At 33.7% G+C, this 26093-nt stretch carries 20 protein-coding genes, 6 tRNA genes and 1 pseudogene; 11 read left to right on the top strand and 16 right to left on the bottom strand.

What is annotated here, in order from left to right; translation table 11 throughout:
• Positions 1-222: 222 nt before the first annotated feature.
• The 3 genes and pseudogenes from dnaJ to grpE all read right to left on the bottom strand — a co-directional run bounded on the left by dnaJ (position 223) and on the right by grpE (position 3961).
• The gene (gene dnaJ / locus QZU75_RS06375) at positions 223-1365 is read right to left on the bottom strand and encodes a molecular chaperone DnaJ (protein ID WP_296882391.1); all 1143 of its coding nucleotides are present in this window, start codon (positions 1363-1365) and stop codon (positions 223-225) included.
• Between the two features lie 130 nt (positions 1366-1495).
• Positions 1496-3369 (bottom strand): annotated as a pseudogene (gene dnaK, locus QZU75_RS06370) (molecular chaperone DnaK).
• Between the two features lie 40 nt (positions 3370-3409).
• On the bottom strand, positions 3410-3961 hold the full coding sequence (gene grpE, locus QZU75_RS06365; RefSeq protein WP_296882390.1) for a nucleotide exchange factor GrpE: 552 nt from the start codon (positions 3959-3961) through the stop codon (positions 3410-3412).
• A 243-nt stretch (positions 3962-4204) separates the two neighbouring features.
• Here grpE and QZU75_RS06360 point away from each other — a divergent pair, with 243 nt between their 5' ends.
• A complete protein-coding gene (locus tag QZU75_RS06360; RefSeq protein WP_296882389.1) occupies positions 4205-4780 on the top strand; it encodes an ArsR family transcriptional regulator in 576 nt (191 codons plus the stop codon).
• Positions 4781-4833: 53 nt separating this feature from the next.
• Here QZU75_RS06360 and hypF read toward each other — a convergent pair whose 3' ends face one another.
• Positions 4834-7077, bottom strand: a complete 2244-nt coding sequence (gene hypF / locus QZU75_RS06355; RefSeq protein ID WP_296882387.1) for a carbamoyltransferase HypF — start codon at positions 7075-7077, stop codon at positions 4834-4836.
• A 53-nt stretch (positions 7078-7130) separates the two neighbouring features.
• Between hypF and larB the strand changes: the two genes are divergently transcribed.
• A complete protein-coding gene (gene larB, locus QZU75_RS06350) occupies positions 7131-7892 on the top strand; it encodes a nickel pincer cofactor biosynthesis protein LarB (RefSeq protein WP_296882386.1) in 762 nt (253 codons plus the stop codon).
• 53 nt (positions 7893-7945) lie between these two features.
• Here the strand turns inward: larB and QZU75_RS06345 are convergent, their stop codons facing one another.
• From QZU75_RS06345 to QZU75_RS06300, 10 genes are all read right to left on the bottom strand, one after another.
• Positions 7946-10519 carry a CDP-glycerol glycerophosphotransferase family protein gene (locus QZU75_RS06345; RefSeq protein WP_296882385.1) on the bottom strand — a complete coding sequence of 858 codons (2574 nt, stop codon included), beginning with the start codon at positions 10517-10519 and terminating at the stop codon, positions 7946-7948.
• 12 nt (positions 10520-10531) lie between these two features.
• A complete protein-coding gene (locus QZU75_RS06340; protein WP_296882383.1) occupies positions 10532-11044 on the bottom strand; it encodes a hypothetical protein in 513 nt (170 codons plus the stop codon).
• An 8-nt stretch (positions 11045-11052) separates the two neighbouring features.
• On the bottom strand, positions 11053-12516 hold the full coding sequence (locus QZU75_RS12805) for an ABC transporter ATP-binding protein (RefSeq protein WP_296882381.1): 1464 nt from the start codon (positions 12514-12516) through the stop codon (positions 11053-11055).
• 12 nt (positions 12517-12528) lie between these two features.
• On the bottom strand, positions 12529-13296 hold the full coding sequence (locus QZU75_RS06330) for an ABC transporter permease (protein WP_296882379.1): 768 nt from the start codon (positions 13294-13296) through the stop codon (positions 12529-12531).
• 8 nt (positions 13297-13304) lie between these two features.
• Complete coding sequence (gene hisE, locus QZU75_RS06325) at positions 13305-13595, bottom strand: phosphoribosyl-ATP diphosphatase (protein WP_296882377.1); 291 nt, start codon at positions 13593-13595, stop codon at positions 13305-13307.
• Positions 13596-14399, bottom strand: a complete 804-nt coding sequence (locus QZU75_RS06320; protein WP_296882375.1) for a CBS domain-containing protein — start codon at positions 14397-14399, stop codon at positions 13596-13598.
• Between the two features lie 8 nt (positions 14400-14407).
• Positions 14408-15760: an Asp-tRNA(Asn)/Glu-tRNA(Gln) amidotransferase subunit GatB gene (gene gatB, locus QZU75_RS06315; RefSeq protein ID WP_296882374.1), complete on the bottom strand. Its 1353-nt coding sequence runs from the start codon at positions 15758-15760 to the stop codon at positions 14408-14410.
• Between the two features lie 168 nt (positions 15761-15928).
• Entirely contained in the window at positions 15929-17266 is a 1338-nt protein-coding gene (locus QZU75_RS06310) for a phosphorylcholine transferase LicD (protein WP_296882373.1), read from the bottom strand.
• A 44-nt stretch (positions 17267-17310) separates the two neighbouring features.
• Positions 17311-18291: a radical SAM protein gene (locus QZU75_RS06305; protein WP_296882372.1), complete on the bottom strand. Its 981-nt coding sequence runs from the start codon at positions 18289-18291 to the stop codon at positions 17311-17313.
• Between the two features lie 57 nt (positions 18292-18348).
• Positions 18349-19992, bottom strand: a complete 1644-nt coding sequence (locus QZU75_RS06300; RefSeq protein ID WP_296882371.1) for a hypothetical protein — start codon at positions 19990-19992, stop codon at positions 18349-18351.
• 933 nt (positions 19993-20925) lie between these two features.
• Between QZU75_RS06300 and QZU75_RS06295 the strand changes: the two genes are divergently transcribed.
• The 8 genes from QZU75_RS06295 (at position 20926) to QZU75_RS06260 (ending at position 22797) form a co-directional block, all read left to right on the top strand.
• Positions 20926-20998 (top strand) — tRNA-Asn (locus tag QZU75_RS06295).
• 7 nt (positions 20999-21005) lie between these two features.
• Positions 21006-21079 (top strand) — tRNA-Ile (locus QZU75_RS06290).
• Between the two features lie 29 nt (positions 21080-21108).
• A tRNA-Glu gene (locus QZU75_RS06285) sits at positions 21109-21183 on the top strand.
• Between the two features lie 61 nt (positions 21184-21244).
• Positions 21245-21327: transfer RNA gene (locus tag QZU75_RS06280), tRNA-Leu, on the top strand.
• A 32-nt stretch (positions 21328-21359) separates the two neighbouring features.
• A tRNA-His gene (locus QZU75_RS06275) sits at positions 21360-21435 on the top strand.
• Between the two features lie 102 nt (positions 21436-21537).
• On the top strand, positions 21538-21948 hold the full coding sequence (gene hjc, locus QZU75_RS06270; protein WP_296882370.1) for a Holliday junction resolvase Hjc: 411 nt from the start codon (positions 21538-21540) through the stop codon (positions 21946-21948).
• Between the two features lie 37 nt (positions 21949-21985).
• A tRNA-Trp gene (locus QZU75_RS06265) sits at positions 21986-22133 on the top strand.
• Positions 22134-22191: 58 nt separating this feature from the next.
• On the top strand, positions 22192-22797 hold the full coding sequence (locus QZU75_RS06260; RefSeq protein WP_296882368.1) for an MBL fold metallo-hydrolase: 606 nt from the start codon (positions 22192-22194) through the stop codon (positions 22795-22797).
• A gap of 6 nt (positions 22798-22803) precedes the next feature.
• Here QZU75_RS06260 and QZU75_RS06255 read toward each other — a convergent pair whose 3' ends face one another.
• Both QZU75_RS06255 and QZU75_RS06250 read right to left on the bottom strand, forming a co-directional pair.
• The gene (locus QZU75_RS06255; protein ID WP_296882367.1) at positions 22804-23451 is read right to left on the bottom strand and encodes a TrkA family potassium uptake protein; all 648 of its coding nucleotides are present in this window, start codon (positions 23449-23451) and stop codon (positions 22804-22806) included.
• Between the two features lie 55 nt (positions 23452-23506).
• Positions 23507-24940: a TrkH family potassium uptake protein gene (locus QZU75_RS06250; RefSeq protein WP_296882365.1), complete on the bottom strand. Its 1434-nt coding sequence runs from the start codon at positions 24938-24940 to the stop codon at positions 23507-23509.
• 67 nt (positions 24941-25007) lie between these two features.
• Here QZU75_RS06250 and QZU75_RS06245 point away from each other — a divergent pair, with 67 nt between their 5' ends.
• On the top strand, positions 25008-26072 hold the full coding sequence (locus tag QZU75_RS06245) for a UPF0104 family protein (RefSeq protein ID WP_363139641.1): 1065 nt from the start codon (positions 25008-25010) through the stop codon (positions 26070-26072).
• Positions 26073-26093: the final 21 nt, after the last annotated feature.

Here is a 26093-nt window from a genome sequence, read left to right as displayed (position 1 = left end):
TTTTCTTTTTTTCAATAAATTTATCATTACATGTAGATATAGACTTTTTTATATTCTATTTTTATAAGGTATATATTATTTAATCATAAATTAATTAATTTATTTTAATAATTCATGTTTTAATTATCATTTTAATTAATCATATATTCAATTAAATGGTATGGTTTTTTGAAGTGATTTTTGGTTTAAAAAAATAAGTATAAATTAGCAGGTATTGCTAATTTATTTCATCGCATCTTTGACCCTGTCAAAGATTCCTTTTTCAACATGTTTAATTTCGTCTCCACTGACATCAGCGAATTCTTTAAGCAGGTTCTTTTGTTTGGAGTTTAATTTTTTAGGAACTACTACTGTTACGGTTACATACATATTTCCTCTACCTGAATGTCTAACAGAGTTCATTCCTTGTCCTCTCAGTTTAAATACTGTTCCGCTTTGTGTTCCTGGTGTAACCTTAAACTCAACTTCCTTGCCTTCAATGGTAGGGATGCTGATTAAGTCACCTAATGCTGCCTGTGGGAAACTGATTTGCTGTTCCATGTATAAATGGTCGCCTTCACGTTTGAATTTTCTGTGTCCTTTGATGTGGACTGTAACAATCAGGTCCCCTTCAAGACCAGGGGCTTCACCGCAGTTTCCTTCTCCTGAAACTCTCAGGTGATTGCCTTCATCGACACCTTCTGGGATTTCAATTTTAATTGTTTTGCTTTTTCTTTTGCTTCCTTTTCCGTGACAGTCATCACAAGGGTCGGTAATTATTTTACCTGTTCCTCCACATTCTCTGCATGGTCTTACATTAACCATTTGACCTAAGAATGTGTTGCTGACTTCTTTGATTTGTCCGGAACCTCCACATGTAGGACAGGTTTTCGGATCAGAACCTGGTTTTGATTTGGATCCGTTACATGTAGGACATAATTCACTTCTTGTAATCTTGATTTCTTTGTCACAGCCTTTAAATGCCTCTTCTAAACTAATTGGAACTTCAGTATAAATGTCTGAACCTCTTTGAGGACCTGTTCTTCCACGGCTGCGATTTCCTCCACCAAAACCGAACATTTCAAATATGTTTCCAATATCGAATCCCTGGAAAATATCATCGAAGTTTACATTTTGATAGAAGTCTTCTGCAGTAAATCCATCCATTCCTGCATGACCGTATTGGTCATATCTTTGACGTTTTTCATCGTCAGACAAGACTGCGTAAGCTTCACTTACTTCTTTAAACTTATCTTCAGCATCGGGTTCATCACAAACGTCAGGATGGTATTTTCTGGCTAATTTACGATAAGCTTTTTTTATTGTCTTTTCATCAGCAGTTTTATCTACTCCAAGAACTTCATAATAATCTCGCTTGTCTGCCATTTATTCACCTTAAAAATAATTTTAAAAAATTTAGAAAAAATAATAGTTTTATTTATTGTTAGTTTTTTTCTTGATTCTGATTCTGATTTAATATATTTCCCAACAATGTAATAAAACTATATTATTTAATCTAATCGTCTTTTACTTCATAGTCTGCATCAATTGTGTCATCATCACTTTTGTCTTGAGCACCTGCATTAGGGTCGGCTCCAGCTTGTTGTTGCTGTTGAGCTTGTGCTTCTGCCTGTGCTTGTTGGTAGATTTTAGCACCAATTTCCTGAATTACATTTGATAATTCATCAGACTTTGCTTTAATGGCATCAATATCATCGCCAGCTATAAGTTCTCTTAATTCAGCTACAAGGCCTTCGACTTTACTTTTCTCATCATCAGATACTTGATCTTTGAGTTCGTCCAAGGTTTTTTCTGAAGTGTAAATTAATGAGTCTGCATTGTTTCTGATTTCGATTTCTTCTTGTCTTTTTGCATCTGCTTCAGCATTCATTTCTGCTTCTTTGACTTTTTGTTCGATTTCTTCATCAGACAATTTGGTTGAGGAAGTGATTGTAATTGCTTGCTCTTTTCCGGTTCCTTTATCTTTAGCGGTAACGTTAATAATACCGTTAGCGTCAATATCAAAGGTTACTTCAATTTGAGGTACTCCTCTTGGTGCAGGTGGGATTCCTACAAGTTGGAAACGTCCGAGTGAAGTGTTGTCTGCAGCCATTTTTCTTTCCCCTTGCAATACGTTGATGTCTACAGATGGCTGATTGTCTGCAGCTGTGGAGAATACTTGGCTTTTCTTGGTAGGAATAGTAGTGTTTCTTTCGATTAAAGTGGTTGATACTCCTCCTAAGGTTTCAATACCTAATGATAATGGAGTTACATCTAAAAGAACAATGTCTTTAATTTCACCTGCTAATACTCCTCCTTGAATTGCAGCACCCATGGATACACATTCCATTGGGTCAATACCACGTTCAACTGGTTTTCCTATGAATTTTTCAACAAATTTCTGTACGATTGGCATTCTGGTAGGTCCACCGACTAAGATGATTTTGTCGATTTCAGATTTGCTCATTTTTGCATCATCTAAAGCTTGTTGCATTGGTTTACCGGATTTTTCTACAATTGAATCAACCAGTTCTTCTAATTTTGCTCTGGTAAGTGAGATGAAGGAGTTCCGTCACTGCCCATTGCAATGAATGGTAAGTTGACTTCGGTGGTTGTAGTGGTGGACAATTCGATTTTTGCTTTTTCAGCAGCTTCTCTTAACCTTTGTACTGCCTGGTCATTGTCCATCAAGTCAATTCCTTCTTGAGCTTTAAATTCATCAGCAAGGTATTTGATTAATACGTTATCCATATCGGTACCACCGAGTTGTGTGTCACCGCTGGTGGATCTTACTTCAAATACTCCTCCACCGAATTCCATGATGGTTACGTCTAAGGTACCTCCACCTAAATCGTAAACCATGATGTTCATGTCATCTTCTTCAGCTTTGTCAAGACCGTATGCTAAGCTTGCTGCGGTAGGTTCGTTTACGAGTCTTACAACATCAAGGCCTGCAATGGTTCCTGCATCTTTTGTTGCTGTTCTTTGGTTGTCGTCAAAGTAAGCAGGTACGGTAATTACAGCTTTTTCGATAGGTTCGCCTAAGAATGTTTCTGCATCTTTTTTAATTTTTTGAAGGATGAATGCGGAAATTTCCTGTGGAGAATATTGTTTTCCGTTTACAGTTACTTTGTGGTCTGTACCCATGCTTCTTTTGATTGCGCTTATAGTATTTTCTGGGTTTGTAACTGCTTGTCTTCTTGCAGGTTCTCCAACTAACATTTGTCCGTCATCAGTAAATGCAACGTAACTTGGGAAGGATTTACCGTATTGGCTTGCTCCTTCTGCTGAAGGAATGGTTGTTGGTTTTCCTCCTACAAGCACTGATGCTGCTGAGTTACTTGTACCTAAATCGATTCCAATAATTTTTTCTTTTTTAGTATCAGACATAATTATCACCTTATTTTTTTCATGAATTATTTAATAAACATTATTTTTTACAAACAATAACTTTTGAGTATTTTAAAACTTTATCCTTGTACATGTAGCCTTTCATCAGTTCCTCTATGACGTATCCGTTTTCAACGTCATCTGATGCCTGAACCATTAGTGCTTCATGTTTGTTCAAGTCAAATTTTTCACCTTTGGCGTGAATTTCTTCAACGCCCTCTTTTGTTAAAATATCTTTGAATTTGTTGTAGGTAAGTTCTATACCTTCTCTTAAGTTTTTATCATCTTCAACTTCTAAAGCTCTGCCGAAGTCTTCATAACAATCCAAAAACTCTTTTATTATTTTTTCGTTAGCAAATTTTATGATGTCTTTGTTTTGTTTGTCGGTTATTTTTTTGAAGTTTTCGAAATCTGCTTGAAGTCTTTGAGATAGGGATATGTATTCTTGAGTTTCAGCTTCTTGTTTTTCAAGATCTTCGGTGAGTTTTTCTATTTCTTCATTTTTTAATGTGACCTCTTCGAGAAGTTCGTCATACTGTTCTTGAAGATCTTTTGTCTCAACTTCAGTTTCACTCTTTTTTTCGTCAGTCATATGCGCACCTTTTTAGGTTTTTTTGAAAAACTTTTGTAATAACTCATGGCAGAGAATATCGCCTTTAAGTACTTTAACATCGGTTTTTAGGAATTTATGGACATATAGGAAAATGGTTCATCATATTGGAGTTATTACTTCAAGTTTTTCTGAACCAAATATTAAAGTAACAAAAAGTTATCTTTCTCCTACATTATTATAGTAACAAAAAGTTATATAAAGGTTTCGATATAATGTATAAATATGACTGACATTAATGACTTTGAAAAAAATGATAAAAATCATAGAAATGTCAATTCTTCTAATGGCCACATAGAAATTAGAGGAAGCTACAACGACCAATTAGGAGATATTGATAAAGAAGATATACTTGACGTAATGGGTTGTAAGACTAGAAGAGATATTATAAACCTTTTAAGGGAAGAGCCAATGTTTGTTAGTGAAATATCAAACGAACTGGATATTGGTCAAAAGGCAATCATAGAACATTTGCGTGCTATGGAAGATATCGGTATTCTCAACTCCTCCTACAAGAAAATATTAAGGGGTCGTCCTCGTAAATATTATGATTTGCAGCATGAGGTTAATATTCACATTACCATCAATAAGAATACATTTGATGTTAACCTTTCAGAAGACATGTTAAATACTCTTCAGCTTCCTTCAGGTGACGAATGGTCAAAGCTTTTGGATATCGAAAAAAGAATTGATTCAGGTCAGCTTGAAGCAATCGATGAACTTAAAAATCAGATAAGATTGTACGGCAACCTTAAAGAAAGAGCAGAGTATATTCTCGAGAGAACTTTAAAAAACAGATAAAAATAATATTTTGTGGTCATTATCAAATGGTTTAAATTTTAATTTTAAACCATTCATTTTTGTTTTTTGGCAACTATTGCCTGTCCTAAAGATACAGAACCGTCTCCGGCACATGTGTTTATGTGCTCGATGAAATTGTATCCGCTGTTTTTAACTGAATTTTTAACTGCATCTGTAATTGCTTCATTATAAAATACGCCGCCTGTAGCGCCGATGTCTTTAAGGCCTTTTTTATCGCATGCTTTAACTGCAAGTTCTGCAAGACCTTTTGCAACTGCATTCTGTCCTGCATTTGCAACATCTGCCTTTTTTTCACCGTTTTTGTATAGCTTAACTACCTGCTTTAAAATTTCAGTTGTATTGAGGACATTGTCTTCGATAATGTAGGGGATTTCCAGATTTTTGGTGGAGTAGTATGCACAGGATTCAAGTTTCATTGAACATTCTCCTTCATATGTTCTCTCATGGGCAATTTCCAAAGCGACAGCCATTGAATCAAGAACCCTTCCTGTACTTGTTGTTTTTCCCACATTGATTCCGGCATCAAGCTGCTTGAAGAGATTTTTAATCTCCATCTCTCCGTATTTGAAATATTTTGAATAATCTTTAATCAGTTCGCCATCATTCAATATGCTTGCAAGCATTCTTGCAGGATATCTGGTTGCCATATCTCCTCCGGGCATCAGCTGGCTTTGCAGATGACCTAACCTTTCAAAGCTGCTGATATCAGTATAAAGAATTTCGCCTCCCCAGCTTGTGGCGTCACTTCCGTATCCTACTCCGTCGGCAGCAATGACAATCATTTCATCTATAGAATGGTCATTTGCCAGTGCAACAGAGTGTGCATGATGGTGCTGAACTGGAATTACCTCAGCATCATATTTCTCGGCTAAATCATAAGCCAGTCTTGTTGTAAAAAAGTGAGGGTGCAAATCACATGCAATCATGTCGAATTCGGTGATTTTTGTAATTCTCTGCATGTTTTCTATAGCCTGTTTTAAAAATTCCAGTGTTTTTGGCTTGTTTGTATTTCCGATATGCTGTGAAGGATATGCAATATTGTCCTTGGCAATTGAAAATGTAACGTCAAGTTCGGGACCCAGTGCAAGAACGTTGGAGTCATTAACATCATAGTTTATTTTATAGGGTTCCGGAGTATATCCTCTTGACCTTCTGATAAATGACAGTTCATTGTTTCTGAACCTGATGACTGAATCATCGCATCTGTTCAGTATTTTACGGTTGTGAACCAGAGAATAATCGTTGACACCGTTGATAATCTCATTGTTTTCAATCATCATAGGTTCTCCCGGTGTATTTGCAGAAGTCATGACAAAGGTGTCAATGTCACTTTCATCAAAAAGCAGGTAATGCATAGGAGAATAGGGAAGCATAACTCCGATATTGTGAAGTCCCGGTGAGAGGCTGTCGGGGAAGGGATAATTATCATTTTTTTTAAGAATAACAATCGGCCTTTTATTTGAAGTAATTGTTTCAATTTCCTTTTCGGATAACTGGGCATAATTTTGAACGGCCTTTAAATCTTTGGCCATCACTGCAAATGCCTGGTTTGGACGGTTCAGACGTCCTCTCAATTCTTTTATTGCATCATCATTATATGCATCAACAACAAGATGTGTTCCTCCGATTCCCTTAATCGCCAGGATTTTACCGTCTTCAAGCTTTTGAGCCCCCAATTTAATAGGATTTTTGATGTCAATTTTTTCTTTTCCACTATAAAAAGCCATTTGAGGACCGCAATCACCGCAGCATATTGCCTCACCGTGGTAACGCCTGTTTAAAGGTTCTTTGTATTCCAAAAGGCAGTCGTCACACAATGGAAATTCGTCCATGGATGTTCTGATTCTGTCATATGGAACGCTTTCAATGACAGTAAATCGTGGTCCGCAGTCGGTACATGCATTGAATGGATATTTATACCGTCTGTCTTTCGGATTTCTTATCTCTTCAAGACAGCTGTCACAGATTGCAATGTCCGGCGGAATAACACTGACGCCTGAGTATGAATCTCCGCTTTCAATAATTTCAAAATCAGAATAATCATTAAAATCAATGTCTTCAACAGTCATTGAGTCTATCTTGGCAATCGGCGGCAATTCTTCAGGCAGCCTTTCAATAAATGAATCGGTATTTTCGCCTTCGATTATGATTTCAACAACATTTCCAAGGTTTCTTACGTGTCCTTTGAGATTTAAATCGGATGCAAGTCTGTATACATAAGGTCTAAATCCCACTCCCTGAACTATTCCTTGTGTCAAAATCTTACGGGCTTTCATAAATATATTATTTAAGTTAAATTTTATATAAAATTTTATCCTATATTAATTATATGAAAGAGATTCTTGAAAGATTGGTCGGCGGGGAACTGAATATTGAAGAAGCAGAAAAGCTTCTAAAATCAGAAAACATTCTGGAATTTGATGAAATTGCCAAATTTGATATTGACAGAAGCAAAAGAACAGGCTTTCCGGAAGCAGTGTTTTCACCCAGCAAGGATTATGATGACCTTCTGGTGATAATTAAAAAGTTCCTTGAAAATAATGATGATGATTTAATCATAACCAAATTGTCTAAAGAAAGATATGAAAGAATTTTAGATGATTTAGGTAAAAATTCATTTATTTTTGACTATAACAGACGTGCTCAGATACTGGTAATTAGAAAAGAAATAAAAAATAAAGAAAAAACTGCAAAAATAGGAATCATCACTGCAGGAACATCCGACATTAACATAGCCGAAGAGGCCCGCGTAATTGTCGAGGAAGGCGGATGTGAAGCAATCACCTCATATGATATTGGTGTTGCAGGAATTCACAGGCTGTTTCCTCAGATTGCATATATGACTCGGGAAGGAGTTCGTGCATTTATTGTTTGTGCCGGAATGGAAGGAGCACTCCCGTCTGTTGTTGCAGGTCTTGTTGACGTTCCGGTAATTGCTGTTCCGACATCTGTGGGTTATGGAGTTGGTGAAGGAGGCCGTGTTGCCCTTGATGCAATGCTTCAGTCATGCGCTCCTGGAATAGCTGTTGTAAATATCGATAATGGTTTTGGAGCAGGCGTTTTTGCACTGACTATTGTAAATAGTGACTGATTTGATTTATTCAAATTCATAAATAGGTTTTAAAAGGTAATGCAATAGGGAGTTCAGTCTCTAGGCGGAATTTTTTTAATTGCCTCATGAACTCTCCTGCAGTTGTTTTTATCGGTGAATATGAAATAGTCCTCAACGTTTTTGATGTGTTTTTCCTTCATTCTGCAGTCATTTTCCATATATTCACAAATGATTTCAAGCAGCTCCTCTTCATTTCCACAGACTTCACCAAAGCCCATTGTATCATAGTCGAAATAACTTTCATCCAGATTGAAATGATAATCTTCACCATACTGATAATACAATACCGGTTTTTTAAGATAAGCAAAATCGAATGCAACTGAAGAATAATCGGTTATCAGCAGTGATCCTTTTTTGAAGAGATCCTGATAGCTTCCGCGCTCATGGTCAATTTTTACATATTTGTTTTCATGGAATAACTCGATAAAATCGTATACGTGAGGATGCGGGCGGAATATTATTTCATATCCGTATTTTTCTGCCATTTCTATCAGTTTTTCATTATTTATCAGTGCATTATATGTTTTAAAATAGCTTGAATTGCTGATTGTATATTTGGTCTCGTGGTTAAGGTACCTTCTCCAGGAAGGCATTAAAAGAATTGTTTTTGTCTTCTCGTCAGTCAAGTTGTCGAATCTTGGAAATCCTAAAAGTTGAATGATTTGCTTATCATAATTATAGTAGTATTTAAACAGTGAATCATATTCCTTTTTGGATGCAGTCAGAAGAAAATCCAGGTTCTTGTCGAATTTATTGAGCCAGCCTGAAATGTTGTTAAGGGTTATTCCGTGCTGCAGAAATATAGTGGATGATTTTAAAAGGCCTGCAAAGTTAGGGTAATGTCCCCAAAAAGCGTAGATATAGTTGTTGTCGGGGTGGGATGTTATAATCTTTTCTGTAAATAATCCCAATATCCTGTGTTTAAGGGAATGATAGCCAATAACCGGACCAATTTTTTTCATTTTTTCATAATCTGGGGTGTTTTTATCAATAATGAAATACTTTTCAATGTCCTTTTCGTCCTGGTTTATTGAATATCTGAAAAGATGCATTCCGTTATCGTCAGCTATTGTTGGAAAATCCATGTAAAACCAGATTCTTTTATTTTTGAAAAATGGATATAAAAGCATATAGATTATTCTTATTGGTACTGCACTTTCAAATCCTGAAGATCTGTTTTTAATCATCCTTGCCAATGTTTTGATTTCATTTTTCAGCCAGGATATTGTTTTTTTCTTGGAAATGACGATTTTATCACCGTCAAGAATACTCAAATATTTTCTGGTTTTTGCATATCCCACAACCTTTGAGAAATTGCACGGTCTTGAAAAGTCGATATGGTATTTTTCAGCTGAATCTCTTTTAAAGTCTATTTCATATTTTTTGTTTTTATCAAGATTCAGGTAAAATTCAAAGGTATGGTTTGTGAGGTACTTTTCGTTTAGATAATATCTTTCCCTTTGCGGAAACTCCAGTGTCCTTGTTTCAACTTTTTTGCCGTTTACATATACATTTACTTTTTCATCTTTGCTTAATGAGTTGATGTTAGCAAGGATATACAATTTGTCTTCAATAATTTCATAGATGTCAATGAAAACTGTGTCTAATTTTAATGATTCATTTAATTTAACTTGATCCTTTTGAGAGTAGGAATAATCATTTTTTAAAAATAACAGAAATGCTTTTATTTTTATGTCAATCTGAGGGTGATTGTGGATATTTTCATCATCAATATACTGCAAAAGATTTTTTGTTCTTTCATTGATTTTTTTTATCTCATTTTTATTCAGTTTTTCATAGATGCTCTCATTCAGGATAAGCTCATTTAAATAATAAAGTATAGTGTTTTGGATGAATTTTGGAACATAATAATATTTTTCTAAACATTTTTCGATTAAAAGTTTAAGAGGATAACTCTCGTCACTGACTAATTTTTTCAAATTCGGAATCATGCTCAGCAATGCCTTTTTTTCCTGAGAGGTTTGGAAAAAATATTTGCAGTCACTGCAGATTCCAAGTTTGGGATTATTTATCAGAATCTGATTTACAAATGCAATTTCCTCGAGAAGGTTTATTTCATCGGGAAATTTCACCTCGTCAAATGATGATTTTTTATAAAAGCAGCCTCTTGACTGGCCCTGGAAAAATTCAGGTTTTTTAATTAAGTCAACAACTTGTGTTGTGCTGTATTTTGATTCAAAAAAGGAAGGATTAGCAGAGGAGATGAAACTGTCTGGTTTGATGGTTATGGTATCAATTTCTGCATGTTTTTCAAAAAGCTCTAAAACATTGTTCAGACAATTTCTTGACAAGTGTCCTTCAGGATGCAGTATGAAGACATATTTTCCTTTTAAATTTCTTAAATTTTCATTTAGTTTGTTGCGACCATGTTCATTTTTTGAGATATATTTCACATTGTCCGGATAAAGGTCAGCATATTTTTTACAAATCTCTGAGGTATTGTCGGTACTGCCGTTGTTGAACAGTATGAGTTCAATGTTTTTTTCAAAATCTAAACTTTGATCGATAACGGATTTAACTGATTTTTCAATCCATGATTCTACATTATAACCTAATATTATAACTGAAAATTTAAAATCATCCATTATAATCATCTGTTAGTTTTGGCTTTTCTTATAGTCCTGGTTTAGGGTATCCATAACGAAATGTGTCTTGTCATTTAAAGTATCCACCCTCAGGAAATTCGCAGATCTTATTGAAAATGTATGATTGAACTTTGTAAATACTGAAAATTTATATAGGGTGTTGTTATCCGCTGTTTTGTAGTACATCACTTTAGAGTCCATATCATGGTAGTTTTCTGTTGTATTATTGATTATCATATAATTTTCATTCGATTCTATTGACGATGCTTCCTTATCAAAGTTTTCATCAACAGGCTTATTTTTTCCAAGGTCTTTTATCACGAGGTATTCTTTTGTTTGCCTGTTTATTAATGAAGCAAAGCCATGGTCGTTGTTTTCAATATTGAATGAATCCGGTACTGTAAGGGTAAAAGAATTTATACCAACAATTGCACTTCCTACAGTGGTTGATGTACCAACAATGTAGTATAGTCCTGAAAATCCAATAACCAGTATTATTATAAAGTATATCCATCTTTTATCCATGTTAAAACCTATTTTTTATTTTTTTTAGAAGTTCCTGCTGCACTGGACAGGTATGCATCGCAAACAGCATCAACATCGCCCTGCATTGCAATTTTCCCATCTTCCAGCCAAATGCATCTGTTACAGATTTTTTTGATTTGTGAAATTGAATGTGAAACAAGTATTACAGTTACTCCGTCCTCCATCATTGAATTAATTTTTTCAGAACTTTTTTGCTTGAATTTAACGTCTCCCACGGATAGAATTTCATCGATAATTAATATGTCCGGTTCAGCTAGTGTCGCTATTGAAAAACCTAATTTCGCTCTCATACCAGATGAATAATTCTTTATGGGGTAATTTATAAATTCACCCAGTTCCGAATATTCAACTATTTCATCATATTTCTCTTTTATGAAACTTTCTTTAAGTCCAAGAAATGCTCCATTCAGATAAATATTGTTCTTTCCGGTATAATTTTTGTCAAAACCTGCACCAAGTTCTAGCAATGGTGCAATTTTTCCATATTTTTTAATATATCCCTGTGTGGGTTCATATATTCCAGTTATTACTTTTAAAAGAGTACTTTTTCCTGCTCCGTTGAATCCTAAAATTCCCAGTTTCTCTCCTTCGTAGACCTGAAATGTAATGTCATCCAATATTTTAATCTTTTCCTTTTCCTCTTTGTTTCTTTTAATGGTTCTTATTATGAACTCCTTTAAGGTATCTATTTTATCGTTGGTGACTTTAAATTCCATAGTCAAATGATTAACATCAATCATTACCTTTCTGTCTATATCTCTAAGCAGTATTTCCAATTTGGATTTGTTGTGAGCGGAATTATATTTGAAACCGCCTTCATAGTCAATTTTAACAGGGTATGTTCCAACATCTAAAGCTATATCTACCTTTGCAAATCCCTGTTCATCGGTTTTGGAGGTATAGGTTTTCCCGTCAATTGTGAACTTAATCTTTTCCCCTTCAACAGGTTCGAACTCATAATTCCTTAATTTGGCATAGTACTGTGTTTCACTGTTTTTATACATTGTCATATTTGGAGTATAGAGATAAACTTTCTTTTTAGGGTCTTCATCATTTTTCTTTTTATTATTTGTCAGCCTTTTTGTTTTTTCAGGTGTGAACCTGGTTATATTTGTTTCAATGCTTTGTGAATATTCTCCGTTTGGGAAGAAAACTTCTGCAACATATAATCCTAAATCCAAATCCAATGGAAAAATTACATTTCCATATTCATTTGTTTGCTTTTCAATTATTTCATCGTCAATTTTGATTTTTATGGTTTCATCAACAATAGGATTATTATTTTCATCAAGTGCGCTGAGATAAAATGTATCTGCATTCATACCTCTGTCTGGAGCAAAAAGAGTCATATTCTTATATTTGCTGGTATTTGGAAGAATAGTGACTTCTTTTGGGTAAAGGTTATCAATTTGTTTATTTAACAATCTTTTTAATCTTTCCTTTAAACTCATAATAACACCGTCCTACAGCTCCAATGTCAATTTATTTTCATATATGCTGAAAAGAATTATTCCTGCAAAAAAGAATGTCAATGAAAATACCGCCAGATAAGACAGTGCACTTAAATTCGGAAACACTCCAAATACAACACATTCCCTGAAACAGGATATTGCACAGTAAATAGGATTTAATGTAAATATCTTCTGGATAGTTGCAGGTACGATTTCAATTGGATAAAAGAGTGCGGATGCATACATCAGAATTAATGCGAATACGTCATAAAGATATCCTACATCTGTGAAATAAGTGTTTGCAACTGATAATATTAAACCTACTCCAAATATCAATAATATTAAGAAGAATATTGGAATGACTGCCAGAAAGCTTGTAGCGTGGAATTGCGCTCCTGTAACAATCATAACTCCTGCTAAAATGATTAATGATATTAAAAAGTTTATAAATTCATAGCATACTTTACTTACTGCAAACATATATCTTGGAACATAGACCTTTTTAAGGATAGATGAATTTGCCTTAACTGATTTCATTGCACCTATTGTTCCTGATTTGAATAAATCGTAGATTACTCTTCCGGATAAGAAATATACAGGATAATTTTCAATCTGACGTCCGAACATCATTGAAAATATTGCTGTAAATACAATCATAATCATAAGAGGATTGAGAAAACTCCATGCAATACCCAATACGGAGTCCTTGTATTTTGAGGTCAAATCTCTTTTGATTAGTTGTTTTAATAAAAATCTTTTTTCAGGAAAAATCTCAGTCATTTTCTAACCTATTTTCTTCTATTGGCAAATTCTTCAAATACTTCATCTATGTCTACGCCTTTGTAAACTAAAATCAATAATGTATGAAATATTAAATCTACTGATTCATATACAAGATTTTCGTCATTTTTTGCAGCAAGCAATACTTCTCCAGCTTCTTCTGCAATTTTTTCAAGTATTTTGTCTTCAGCTTTTTTATCGCTGTCCTGCATGATTTTGGAAGTGTATGAATCTATGGGATTGTCCCGTCTTGATTCTAAGACTTCATAAACTTCTCTGATGATTGTATCATCAGCCATTTAATCATCACCTTTGGATTCTTGGTCTTGCATGCTTTCTGTAAGAGCGATTAAAGGATGTTTGTCATCGTCAATGATTTCGATGTCATCGAATGTTTTAATTCCAGCTTTATCAGCAGTTTTTTCCATTCCTAATTTGATGTCTTGGCCTAAATCAATAACATATGAGTCTACAGTTTCATATCCTTTCTGCAGTGATGCAACTGCTCTGTGATGTCCGTCGACCAAAATCCATCTGTCTCCAGTCTTAACAACAATTGCAGGTTCGGCCAGTCCTTTTTCTAATTCATATGCTCGTCCTTCAAGTTCATCGGCATACACTCTGTCCTGTGTTGGCCTTAACTTTTTGGTTTCAACACCCATATGTTTTAGATGGGTATGGATTCCGTATAACTGTTCCAATGTTTTTTTGAAGTACTCCACCTTATTTGGAGTTGATCTTTCGATGTGGGATCTTACCATATCTGTATTTGTAATAATTCCAACGAGCTTTCCTTCTTCATCAACTACAGGCATTCTGGAGATTCCTCTTCTAAACATTACTCTGGAGGCATCATTGATTGATAGGTTCTGATTTGCTACAACAAGTTTTGTAGTCATGATGCTGTCAACTGTATTTCCGGCTTTTTTGGCAACGATATCGAATGCTGTAACCATTCCGACTAATTTGTCATTTTTTACTACTGGATAACTGTTGTGGTGACTTTCTTTCATTAAATCGATAATGTGGTCAACTGAGGTGTCTGGAGAAACGCTAATTACATTTTGTGTCATATAATCTTTTACAAAATTTTTCTTTCCCATTCAACCACCTATTCGATATTTTCTTTTAGGAGTTTTACAGTTTCACCAGGATCCGCTTTTCCACGGGTTAATCTCATTACTTGACCTACTAAAAAATTAATTGAAGCTTTTTGACCGGATAAGTAGTCGTTCACAGCTTTTGGATTTTCATCGATAGCCTGTTTTACGGCAGCTAGGATTTCATCATCTTTTACAACACCAAGCAATCCTAATTCCTCTGCAATTTCTCTAGGAGTTTTTTCATTATTTGGCATTTGTTCGATGATTCTTTGACCAGCTTTAACAGTGATTTCTTTTGACTGAACCATTTTTAGGAATTCAACAAGGTTTTCAGCTGTAATTTCACTGCTTGCAAAGTCCAGTTTGTTGTAAGTTAAAACTCTTTTAAGTTCATCTCTCATCCATTTAGCTGCAAATACTGGGTCAATTTCTTTTACAACTTCTTCATAAGCTATAGCCAAGTCAAGTTCTGATGTTAAAACTTTTGCGGTTTCTTCATCAATGTTGTAATCGTTAACAAATCTTTTCACTTTGTTGTGAGGAGCTTCAGGCATTGTGTCTAAAACTTTTTGAATTGTTTCGTCGGAAATTTGCATTGGAGGTAAATCAGGATCGGTAATAAATCTGTAATCGTCTGCATCTTCTTTCAATCTCATTGCAGTTGTAATCATTTGACTTTCCACATATGCACGTGTTTCCTGCTTGGTTTCAACTCCTCTTTCAAGGTTTCTTTTTTGTCTGTTACGTTCAAAAATCAATGCTCTGTATGCACCTTTGATGGAGTTAACGTTTTTCATTTCTACCCTGTTTCCGCCATTGATGGAAATGTTTACGTCAGCTCTCATGGTACCTTCTCCACGGGCTCCGCCACTGTATTGCAGGACACGAATCAATTCATTTAAAAAGCTTCTTGCTTCTTCAGGGGATTTTATATCCGGTTCGGTAACAATTTCGACCAATGGAATTCCTGAACGATTGAAATTAACAGTACCTCTGTCAGGTTTGAATTGACCAGGGTCTTCTTCAACGTGAATTTCCCTGATTCTAATTCCGTTCAGTTCCCCGTTAATTCCAATAGGTACTGAGGTTCTCTGATAACCTGACGGCAAATCAGGATAGTCATAGTGTTTTCTCATAAAATAAGTAACATTCTGGTCTATTTCACAGTTTAACATTAAAGCTATCATCAATGCATTTTCCAATGCTTTTTCGTTAGTTGGGTGAGGTTTTGCACCAGGCTGGTTTAAACAAACAGGACAGATGTTTGTATTAATAGGTGCCTCCTGATAATTTGTTGGACAGTCACAAAATAATTTTGATTCAGTTTCTAGTTGTACGTGGATTTCAAGTCCACACATCATATCGACATCGTCACTAATAGTAATTCCTCCAGTATAAGCTAATTTTTTATATTATTATAATATTAGTTTATATAACCTTATAAATATTATCAAAAATTTACTTTTTTTAGTTATGATATAAATATTTTTAAAAAATTTAATTTCATTATGGTGAAGGTTGGCTCTTAACTATTCGAAATTTTCATTTGTTTTGCTCATTATTTCAAGTTCTTCTACGAATAGCTTATGCAAATCGCCTTCATAGGTGTTAATAAGAGCAGGCATTCTGCCGTGTATCTTAATTTTTTTAGGCATTTTCATGAACTCCTCTCCGTATGTCATCTTAAGGTATTCTTTTTCTTTGTTTGCAGCTAAAAACTTGTGATTTTCAAATTGGATTCTTTGAAGAGGAAACATTTCTTCATGCTTGTAAATTCTGATTCGGTTTGGCCTTAGATTAACTGCAGAAGGTATGATGTAATCGGATTCATGGGGAACTATTCCAACAATTTCATTAAGTTTTTCATTTGCTTCAATTGGGGATTTTTTGAATAGTTCCTTTTCTAAAAATTCTTCTTTTGTCACTTCAATCAGATCGGATATTTTATTTTTCAGTTCCTCTTTAGGCAGGTTTTCCCTGTTTTCCAAATGTTCGTATGGCAGAATGTCAAGACATGCAAGCATATGGTCATTTTTGAGAGATCCCTTATAAATGACCTGAATAAATCCGGTTACGGTCTCGTCATATTTCTTTTTTTCACGTATTATTATGCGGTCTTCCAGGTTGTTTGCTTTGATTTCTTTTGTCATGACTTCTACAAATCTCTCGAAATCATTTTTAAGCATTCCCAAATCTATATCGTCATCCCATGGAAGGAAACCTCCATGGCGGACAGGTCCAAGAAGTGTACCGTAGTCCAGCCAGTATTTGATATCATACTTTTCGCATATCATATCAAAAAACAGGAGAAGTTCAATACATAATTCCTGAATGTCCTTTAAAGTGCCTTTTGGAGTTGTTTCATGAAAAATATATAAATCGTTAAACAGTTTATTGTATGCTTCCAAAATTGAAAAATTGTTGGATGATTTTTTCTGCAGGTGCTCAATTTGTCTTTTAGCTCTATTAAGCTCTTTTTTAGAGTTTTTAAGTTCTTTATGATATTTTTCTATTTTTTTCTCTAATTTTTTAACATCTTTGTCATTTGCAGTTTTAAGAGGGTGTCTGCCTTCCTTTTTTCCATATAAAACGTAGTGGACGAGAGGGTTTTCTCCGGACTGTTCAACATCAGGGTTCTGTTTTAAATAGTAGTTGTTGTCAAATAGTTTTCCAGGCTGTTTTCCTTCCTTGTATCCGTGGTAGAGATAATGATGCAGAGGACTGATTCTGCCTTCTTTGACATTGGGATATTTTTTCAAATAAAAATCCGGATTGAACAGATCCTGCTGTTTTATTTTTCTTGAAGCTTTATACATTTTATATGCTTTTTTCAGATTTCCTTTTTCTTTTAGTATGTAGAATAACATTTTTTCACAGATGTTAATTTGATTAGATAAATTATTTTATAAACTTAATATTTATTTTTTAAGGATTCTTTCACATATCTTTTGATGAATTTATCCAGTTCCGGTGAAACTTCACTTTTTTGAGGGCCTAACATATCTTTATTTGTAAATGTTCCCTTAAGTTCTCTTCCGGCCCATTTGACCTCTTCTTCAACTCTTTTTCCATATTTTGTTGCAAACATTTTAAAAAGAGGAAATTTTGTGATTCCGTTAGCGCCGCTTAAAATTAAAATTCCAATGTTTGCCAGGTTATCAATCCATGTTCCGCAGATTATTTCAATATCAGGAAATGCCAGTCTGATTTGAGCTACGACCTGAGCATAATAAAGTGATGCAGGCTGTGAGGAATTGGCATAGACTGTTTCTTTGTGAGGATTCAATGAGTAAAATATCACTCGGTCTATGTTGTGGTCTTTAATATAGTCAATGATGTATTGGACATCATCCAATGTTTCTCCAAGCCCCAATATTATTGTTATTGCTTTTTTAAAACCTAAATCTCCGGCAACATCCAGCATATTGCTTATGTCTTCCAGTTTTTTTGAAGGGCAGACTTTTTCGTGTATTGTCGGATTGGCTACTTCAACTGCACCGGTAATTCCTTTTATTTCGGATCCGTATTCATCAAGTTCATCAGTAATTCCGGTATTTAACCAGACTCCGTCGCCAGTAATATTTTTTATTGTAGTGGCAATCTCTTTAATTTCACTTGTAGTGAATGATTCGTATCCTCCGGATAAAAATTCAATGTTCCAATCAAGACGGCTGCACATTTCAGCTTCTGCATAGATATTGTTGACGTTTCTTCTGGCTTTTTTTGGATCTTTTATTTTATCCTTTTGTGTTGACATGTAGCAAAAAGCACAATCTCCTTTATCACACCACCAGGATAAAAACACTGCTCTTTCAAGTGTTATTAGATTTCCATGATTTTTTAAAGTAGTTTCATTGGCATTTTTTATCAAGTCAAATATGTTGGAATCCATATTTGTATATATGTCTTTTAAAGTTTATATACTGATTTTATTTTTAATGACTCTATTTTAATGATTGGTGGAGTTATTCATATTTTCATATTTATTTTTATATTTAGTGAATTTTTCATTTGTTAAATAGTTATTCAACTCCAATTCTTCTTCAATTTTTTTCAAATCATCAAATATTAATATTTTTAGGCATTTGCTAATGTCAATGCGTTTTAATATTTTTTTAGAATATGGTCTTTTTGAATCAAGGAATGCAATATTTTTTAGGAATTCTTTCACTATTTGGCTATTTAAAATTAACATGGTGATGTATGCTTCATCATAATTGTCAAAAGGTAAAAAATAAGAAGCATCATCTAACATCATTGCTTTTTCACTGTAAATAAGCGTAAATATGGGGTTTTTAGTAAAACCAGGGGTTGCGACTTTATATCTTTTAAAAGAATAATCGTCTACACCAAATATGCTAAATTTAGGGCTATTTTTATAAATTGCACTTTTTCTTTTATCGAAATATCTTGTATTGTCGTTTAAGTATTGCCATGTCTTAGGTGCTTTAATTTTAATATATTCTGTGTCTTGTTTTATTCGTTGTTGGGTGATAATAATGTATTTTGAGGTCTTATTTATTATAGGTTTTTTAAGGTCTCCACTCTTTAGTAATGGATAAATAAGTGTATTTTCTATATTAATTTTTTCATTATTTTTATTTGTTAATTGATTATTTTCACATTTTAACTCCATAATTTTAGCACAATCATGTTTTATTCCTTGTTTCCATTCTATGGGGCATTTTCCATCAATTTTTGGAACTTTGTCTATATTTGAATAAAATTTATCAGATATAAAACCAAATCTATATGATTTTTTAGAAGGATTAGAAATTTCAGAAACTTCACATGTTTTATTGTTTGTTATTGGTTTTTCAAATTGGATGACAAATAAACAGATATCAGAATTTCTTTTAAAAATATCTGAATCAATATTCAATTGTTTGGTAAAACTGAAAGGAATTTTGTTTCTAATTAAATGTATAAAAATATTTCTTGAGGTGGTTATATGGCATAAAAATGCAATTGTTGAGGGTGTATTTTTAAAGTCATCTATTATTTTTAAGAAAATCTGTTCTTGACTATAAAACTTATTTGCATTAAATCTTTTTGAATTATTTTTTCTTAAATCAGAGGCATATTTGGGGATGTTCAATGAAGTAATATTCAATAAATTATTTTTTGAATAGTGTGTGAGATTTCCGATAATTAAGTAAGATTTATTTTCATTGATATTATTGCATTTAAATGTAAATATGTCTTCATTAATCAATTTAAGATTTGAGATTTTTTTATCAATTTTATCTAACTTATTTTTGTCATTTTCAATTCCATATAATTTTGTGTGTGGGAATATTTTTGATGCGGTTTTTAAAAAATTACCAATTCCACATGAGGGTTCAATAATGATGTTGGGAGATATTTTTAAATCATTTTTTAGATATTCACAAATTTGTTCTGTTAAAAATAAAGGAGTTTGAAAATCTTCTAATTCATTTCCACCATATTCATCATAAGTGTAAATACCCTCTGGGTCTTGTTCTAAATTTAGAACATTATTATATTTCAATCTCCATTGAAATGCATTAGAAATTGTTAAATAGCCTTGTTTAGGAGGATTTGTTAAGATCTTTCTTGCAAGATTTTTCAATGATTCATTATCATACGGAATATTTGAATTCTTTAAAAATTCTAAAATTTCTTTTTCTTTTGCATTATTATTAATTAATTCTCGTATTTTTTTAGTTAAGTTATAATCTCCACTTTTTTCAGATTCAATAAATATACAATGTTTAAAATCAATATAACATGTATTATTTGCGTCAATTTTTTCATAAACAAATATAAGTAGATTATGTCCTAAACCATAAATTTTTTGTTCGATATTTTTAAAGGGTGATGAATTTTGGGGTTTTTTTATAGAAGTTACTTTGATGTCTGTATTAATATTGGCATCGGGTAAATCAATTCCTTTTCCGCTTGATCCGATTGTAACTTCATATTTATTTTTGAGATATTCATCAAATTTATGTTCAATATAAGTTCCAACACTTTTACCATCATTAATTCCAATTAACTTGTCATGTTTAATTTCACTTTCATGTTTACAAAATTCAATTGCTTCTTTTCGAAGTTTGTCGAGGTTTAATTTCATTTAATTATCTCCAATGCTGATGATTTTTGGTGGGAGATAGGTAATATATAAAATATTATTTAAATGGTGTTTTCATATTTCTTTTTTTTAAATATTATATTAAATCTATTATAAATATGTTTTTAATGGGTTATTGGGGTAATAGTTATATTTTTTTTAAAATTACATTGGTTTCAATTTTTAGTTTTAAATTTAATGGAATTTGGTTATTGATTAAATCAAATTCAATTAAAATAATGATTTTTACAATGCCTAAAAATTTATATATTAGTTTATATAATTTAATTTATAGGTTTGTTTGATTTTTAGTTAAAATCATGAAATACCAAAACCTTTATATACTATTAAAATCATAATCATAATTACTGTTTAAAGTCTTTTGATTTTTAAACATGGGTTTTATTTGGTTAAGTTAGATGGGTGTCATATGCCATCGTAGCTCAGTAGGTAGAGCGTTCGGCTGTTAACCGATTGGTCACAGGTTCGAGCCCTGTCGATGGCGCTTTTCTGGGCCCATAGCTTAGCCAGGTAGAGCGTCCGGCTCATAACCGGAAGGTCATGGGTTCGAAGCCCATTGGGCCCATGTTAATTAAAATTTATTTGTGTTCGTATGCTCCGGTGGTGTAGTCCGGCCAATCATTTCGGCCTTTCGAGCCGAAGACTCGGGTTCAAATCCCGGCCGGAGCATTTAAAAATTTGTTAAGATTTTTTATGGTTTCTATGTATCCTTTGTTTTTTTTATTATTAAGCGGGGGTGCCCGAGAGGCCAAAGGGGACAGGCTTAGGACCTGTTGACGCAGGTCTACCAGGGTTCAAATCCCTGCTCCCGCATTTTAACAATTTTTTGTATATGTTTTATCTATGCCGGGGTAGGGTAGGTGGTCATCCTCCGGGACTGTGGATCCCGGGACTCGGGTTCGAATCTCGGCCCCGGCCCCATTATATATCTTTTTTTAATATTACTTATCAAATGCTCTCGCATCTTTTTTATATATTGTTTTTTAAAATAGTATTGTATTATATAAAATTTTGAGTGTTAACATGGCTAAAAAAGGTTCGGCTGAAGAAAGGGATTTAGTACATAAATTATGGGATAGGAATTTTGCAGCTATGAGAGCTCCTGCATCTGGGGGAGCTACCAAAAATCCGCTTCCTGATGTTGTAGCTGGAAATGGTAAGATTTATCTGGCTATTGAAGTAAAAACAACTACAAAAGATAAGGTCTATATTGAAGAGGCTCAAATTTCAGCATTATGTGATTTTTCAAAAATATTTGGGGCAAAGCCTTATATTGGAGTTCGTTTTAAATATACCAAATGGCTTTTTTTGGAGCCTAGCAGGACTCCACGTACTAAAAATGGAAATTATAAAGTTGAAAAGGATTATGCCTTGGAAAAAGGTTTGGAAATTGATGAAATAGCAGGTATTGATAAACAGATGAAATTCGAATAAATGGTAATCTTTATATATCATTAAATATGTTATATGTGGGGTTATGGTGTAACCTGGCATCATCTGGGACTCCAGTTGTCTTTGAAGAAATATACGCGTAACTGAACAGTATCCGTTGTGATGAACAATTGGAGTACTGAGGCAAGAGAAATCCCAGGATCGGGGTTCAAATCCCTGTGACCCCATTTTTATATTAAACTTTTTTTCAAAACTTTTATAACATTTTAAATTATATTATCTTTCATGTCAGATATTGTTTTTATTATAGGATATAATTATGATTCAAATTGTTACTTGATTGATAAAAATACTTTGGTTGATACCGGTGCAGGCCTTAATAAGGATTACTTGTTTTCAAAACTTCGTGAAAATGGTGTTGAGCCTGAAGATATCGAAATTATTGTTAATACTCATTGTCATTTTGACCATATCGGAGGAAATCATTTTTTCCCGAATGCCAAAATTGCAGTTCACAGATTGGATGCCGTTTCAATGAGAAACAAGGATACTTTGGGAACTTCCATGTCTGCCTTTGGGGATGAAGGAAATTCCAGAGTCGATATTGAACTTGAGGAAGGTGATGAAGTATCGGGTTTTAAAGTTATCCATACTCCTGGCCATACCAGTGGAGGAATCTGTCTGTGGGATGGTGAAAACTTAATTAGCGGAGATACCATTTTCGCCGGTGGGGGTGTTGGCAGAATGGATATTGGCGGCGATTACACTGATATGAAAAATAGTGTGGAAAAATTATTGAAATTGGATGTTAAAAATATCTACCCTGGCCATGGTCCAATAGTAGAAAATAATGGAAAAGACCATTTGAAATTGTCTTATTCCTTTTTATAATTTTTTTTATTCTAATTTTTTGGAAACTTTCTTAAAGGTTCCTCTTCTGACTACGATGGAAATTTTTTCTCCCCGTGAAATAATGTTGTCAGGCTGAGGGATAACAAATTTTCCATTCTGATAAGTAGCAATTATAATGTAATCTTTTGTTGGAGACACTTCTTTAAATCGTTTTCCGATAATCTTATCGTTTGTTATTGTCATCTCTTTAATTTCAGCGTCACCTTCACCCAATGTTGTCAATGTGGATACATTAGGATTCATTACATACTGAGCCAATTCTCTTGCAGCACTTATCTCTGGGCTGATTACCTTGTCGATTCCTACTTCCTTAAATGCCTCCTCGTGATCAGGGTTACTTACACGGGCAATAATGTGAGGCACATCAAATTTTCTAACCAATATGCATGAAAGCAAATTAGCTTCATCGTTCCCAGTTGTTGCTATGAAATAATCGGCATCTTCAATGTCAAGTTCTTCCAATAATTTTGAATTTGTTCCGTTTCCATGAATAACGAGAGCATCCAAGTCTGATGCAACATCATTACATAATGCTTCATCACTTTCAACTAAAGTAATGTCTGCTCCGCTGTCAATTAATATATTGGCAAGTGCAAGTCCTACACGGCCGCCTCCCATAATAATCGCATACATCTAATCGCCTCATTAACAATTAATAATCAATATTTATTTTAATATAAATATAAATCTATCTTTTAAAAATTTCAAAAACTGCTCTCATTGTAATAAGTACAGGATATATTTCTATCCTTCCTGTCCACATGTCAAATATGCTGACAACTTTCAATATAGGGTTTAGTGTGTTGTTTATTATTCCAAGTTCCAAACCGTTGTTACCCTGCAGTGTCATTGCCGCAAACAGACTTTTAAATGGATCATATCCGAATAAACAAAAGAGTGCCCATGTAAACAGTATGAACATCAAATAGAGTGTGATATAATTTCCCGCTTGTGATATTGCCTTTTCAGGAATTTTACGCCCCTGTAATTTTACAGGAACGACCCTGCCTTCGGGAGATAGGATTTCTCTGACCTGGCGATATATTCCTTTAAAATAAGTAATCATTCTTACAAGTTTTATAGCACCTACTGTTGAACCGTTTGATCCTCCGGTCAGCATCAGACACATCAGACAGATTATCACGAATGATGGCCATCCTGCCATTGTAGTTGAACTTGCAACACTCGCTCCTGTTGTTGTCATTGCTGATACGACAGTAAATAAAAGTTCTATCGGAACAATATTTGAGACAAAGTAAAGGATTACTGTTACTACGGCAATAACTGAAATTATTATTTTAAACTGCAAATCATTAACTAATGATTTTCCCCTAGTTTTTATAACTTTATAATGGACTAAAAAGCTTGTAGCTCCTAAAATCATTAAAACAATTGAAATAAGATAAATCAAATCATTATGATAATATCCCATATTGGCATTTTTAATACCCATTCCTCCGGTTGAAATAATATGAAATGAGTTACAGATGGAATCAAAAACAGGCATTCCCGCAAGAATGTACAATATTATTCCTGCTAGGGTATAAATTGAATAAATTTCTATTGTTTTTTCAAGAGTTGCTTTCACACTTGGTTTAATACGCTCGTCCCGCGCTTCTGAGTAATATAGTTTGGATGAAACAGATCCGGGTTTTGTCAGGACACTGATGACCATAACAACTACTCCCAATCCTCCAACCCATTGTTCTAAAGCTCTAAAAAATAGGATGCTGTGAGGTAATATTTCAACATCATTAAACATGGTTATTCCAGTTCCGCTTAGTGCGGACATGCTTTCAAAAACAGCATCTAACGGAGGCATATGTGTTGCAAGCATATAAACAAGCCCTCCTATGATACTTGCCCATAGCCATGCAAATGACGAAATCATCATACCGTGCTTCAGTTGTATGCTTTTTTTGGTTTTATCTTCAAGATATTTTAAAAGACCATATCCCAAAAGCACGGAAATTACACATGGTATGACAAAACTCAATATGTCAAATTCGAAGTATACTAAATCAAAAATTAGCGGTACCAAACACATTGCTCCAATTCCTATCATCAGATAACCGGAGTTTTTCGCCACTATTAATAAATCTGTTTTAGTAATATACCTCATCACTCTTAATATTAATAAAAATTTCTATATAAATTTATAAGTATGAAAAATAAAATTAATATTCACTATGGATAAAAAAACAGTTTTTTTCATGGGAGTAAGTATTCTTATTCTTATTGTAATGTTATGGCTTGTTGGAATAGACAAGGTAATCGATGCTTTAAAGGTTGCCAAAACAGAATATATCATTATAGCTATAGCAATGCAGGTATTTACATATTTCCTATACACTCTGCGTTGGAAAATACTTAATAATTTAGTTGATATCAATACAGGTATAAAAAAGTTAATTCCAATGGTTTTAGTAGGTTTGGCTGTAAATAATATTACTCCTTCCGGAAGGGGTGGTGGAGAACCTGTAAGAGCATATATATTGGCTCGTGAAGAAGACTATCCTATGGAAGAGACATTTGCAACTGTTGTTGCGGACAGAGCTTTGGATACGTTCCCGTTTGTTGTGCTGGCTGTTCTGACAATTATTGGAATGACAATTTCTTTTGATTTTGATGCATGGTTGCTTATTTTAATGATTATAGCAGTCATTGCAATTGTAGCAGTTTTGATTATACTGATTTACATGTGTGTTAATCCGGGTTTTGGAAAAAGGGTTGACGGCTGGATTATCGGTTTGGTTAGAAGATTCTACAAGAAAAATTCTGAAGATCTGGAAAATAAGATTCATTCTGCAATATCCGGTTTCCAGGATACCATGAAGCTTGTAATCTCAGATAAAAAATCTTTATATTATGCAATGCCATTATCCTTTGTAATTTGGATTTTTGAGATTTTAAGAGTCTATTTTGTATTTTTGGCATTTGGAGCCAGTGTCAGTCCGGTTGTTATTGGTGAAGTCTTTATTTTAGCATGTCTTGCAGGTATGATTCCTTTGCTTCCTGGAGGACTTGGTGCTGTAGACGGAATAATGATTGCTTTTTACTCAGCTGCCGGAATTACCGCATCAATCAGTGCTGCAGCAACCATTATTGAAAGATTAATTTCATTCTGGATGACTACAATATTGGGTATGGTTATTTTACCGTATTACGGTTCATCAGTACTTGACAATATATCATTTGGTTCTTCAGATGAGCAAATCGAAGAATCACTTAAAGAAGAATTGGAAAATGATTAACGCATATCTGATTTTATTTTG

It is taken from the genome of uncultured Methanobrevibacter sp. (genome assembly GCF_902764455.1).
GTDB lineage: Archaea > Methanobacteriota > Methanobacteria > Methanobacteriales > Methanobacteriaceae > Methanocatella.
This window is presented reverse-complemented; position numbering and strand designations above follow the sequence as displayed.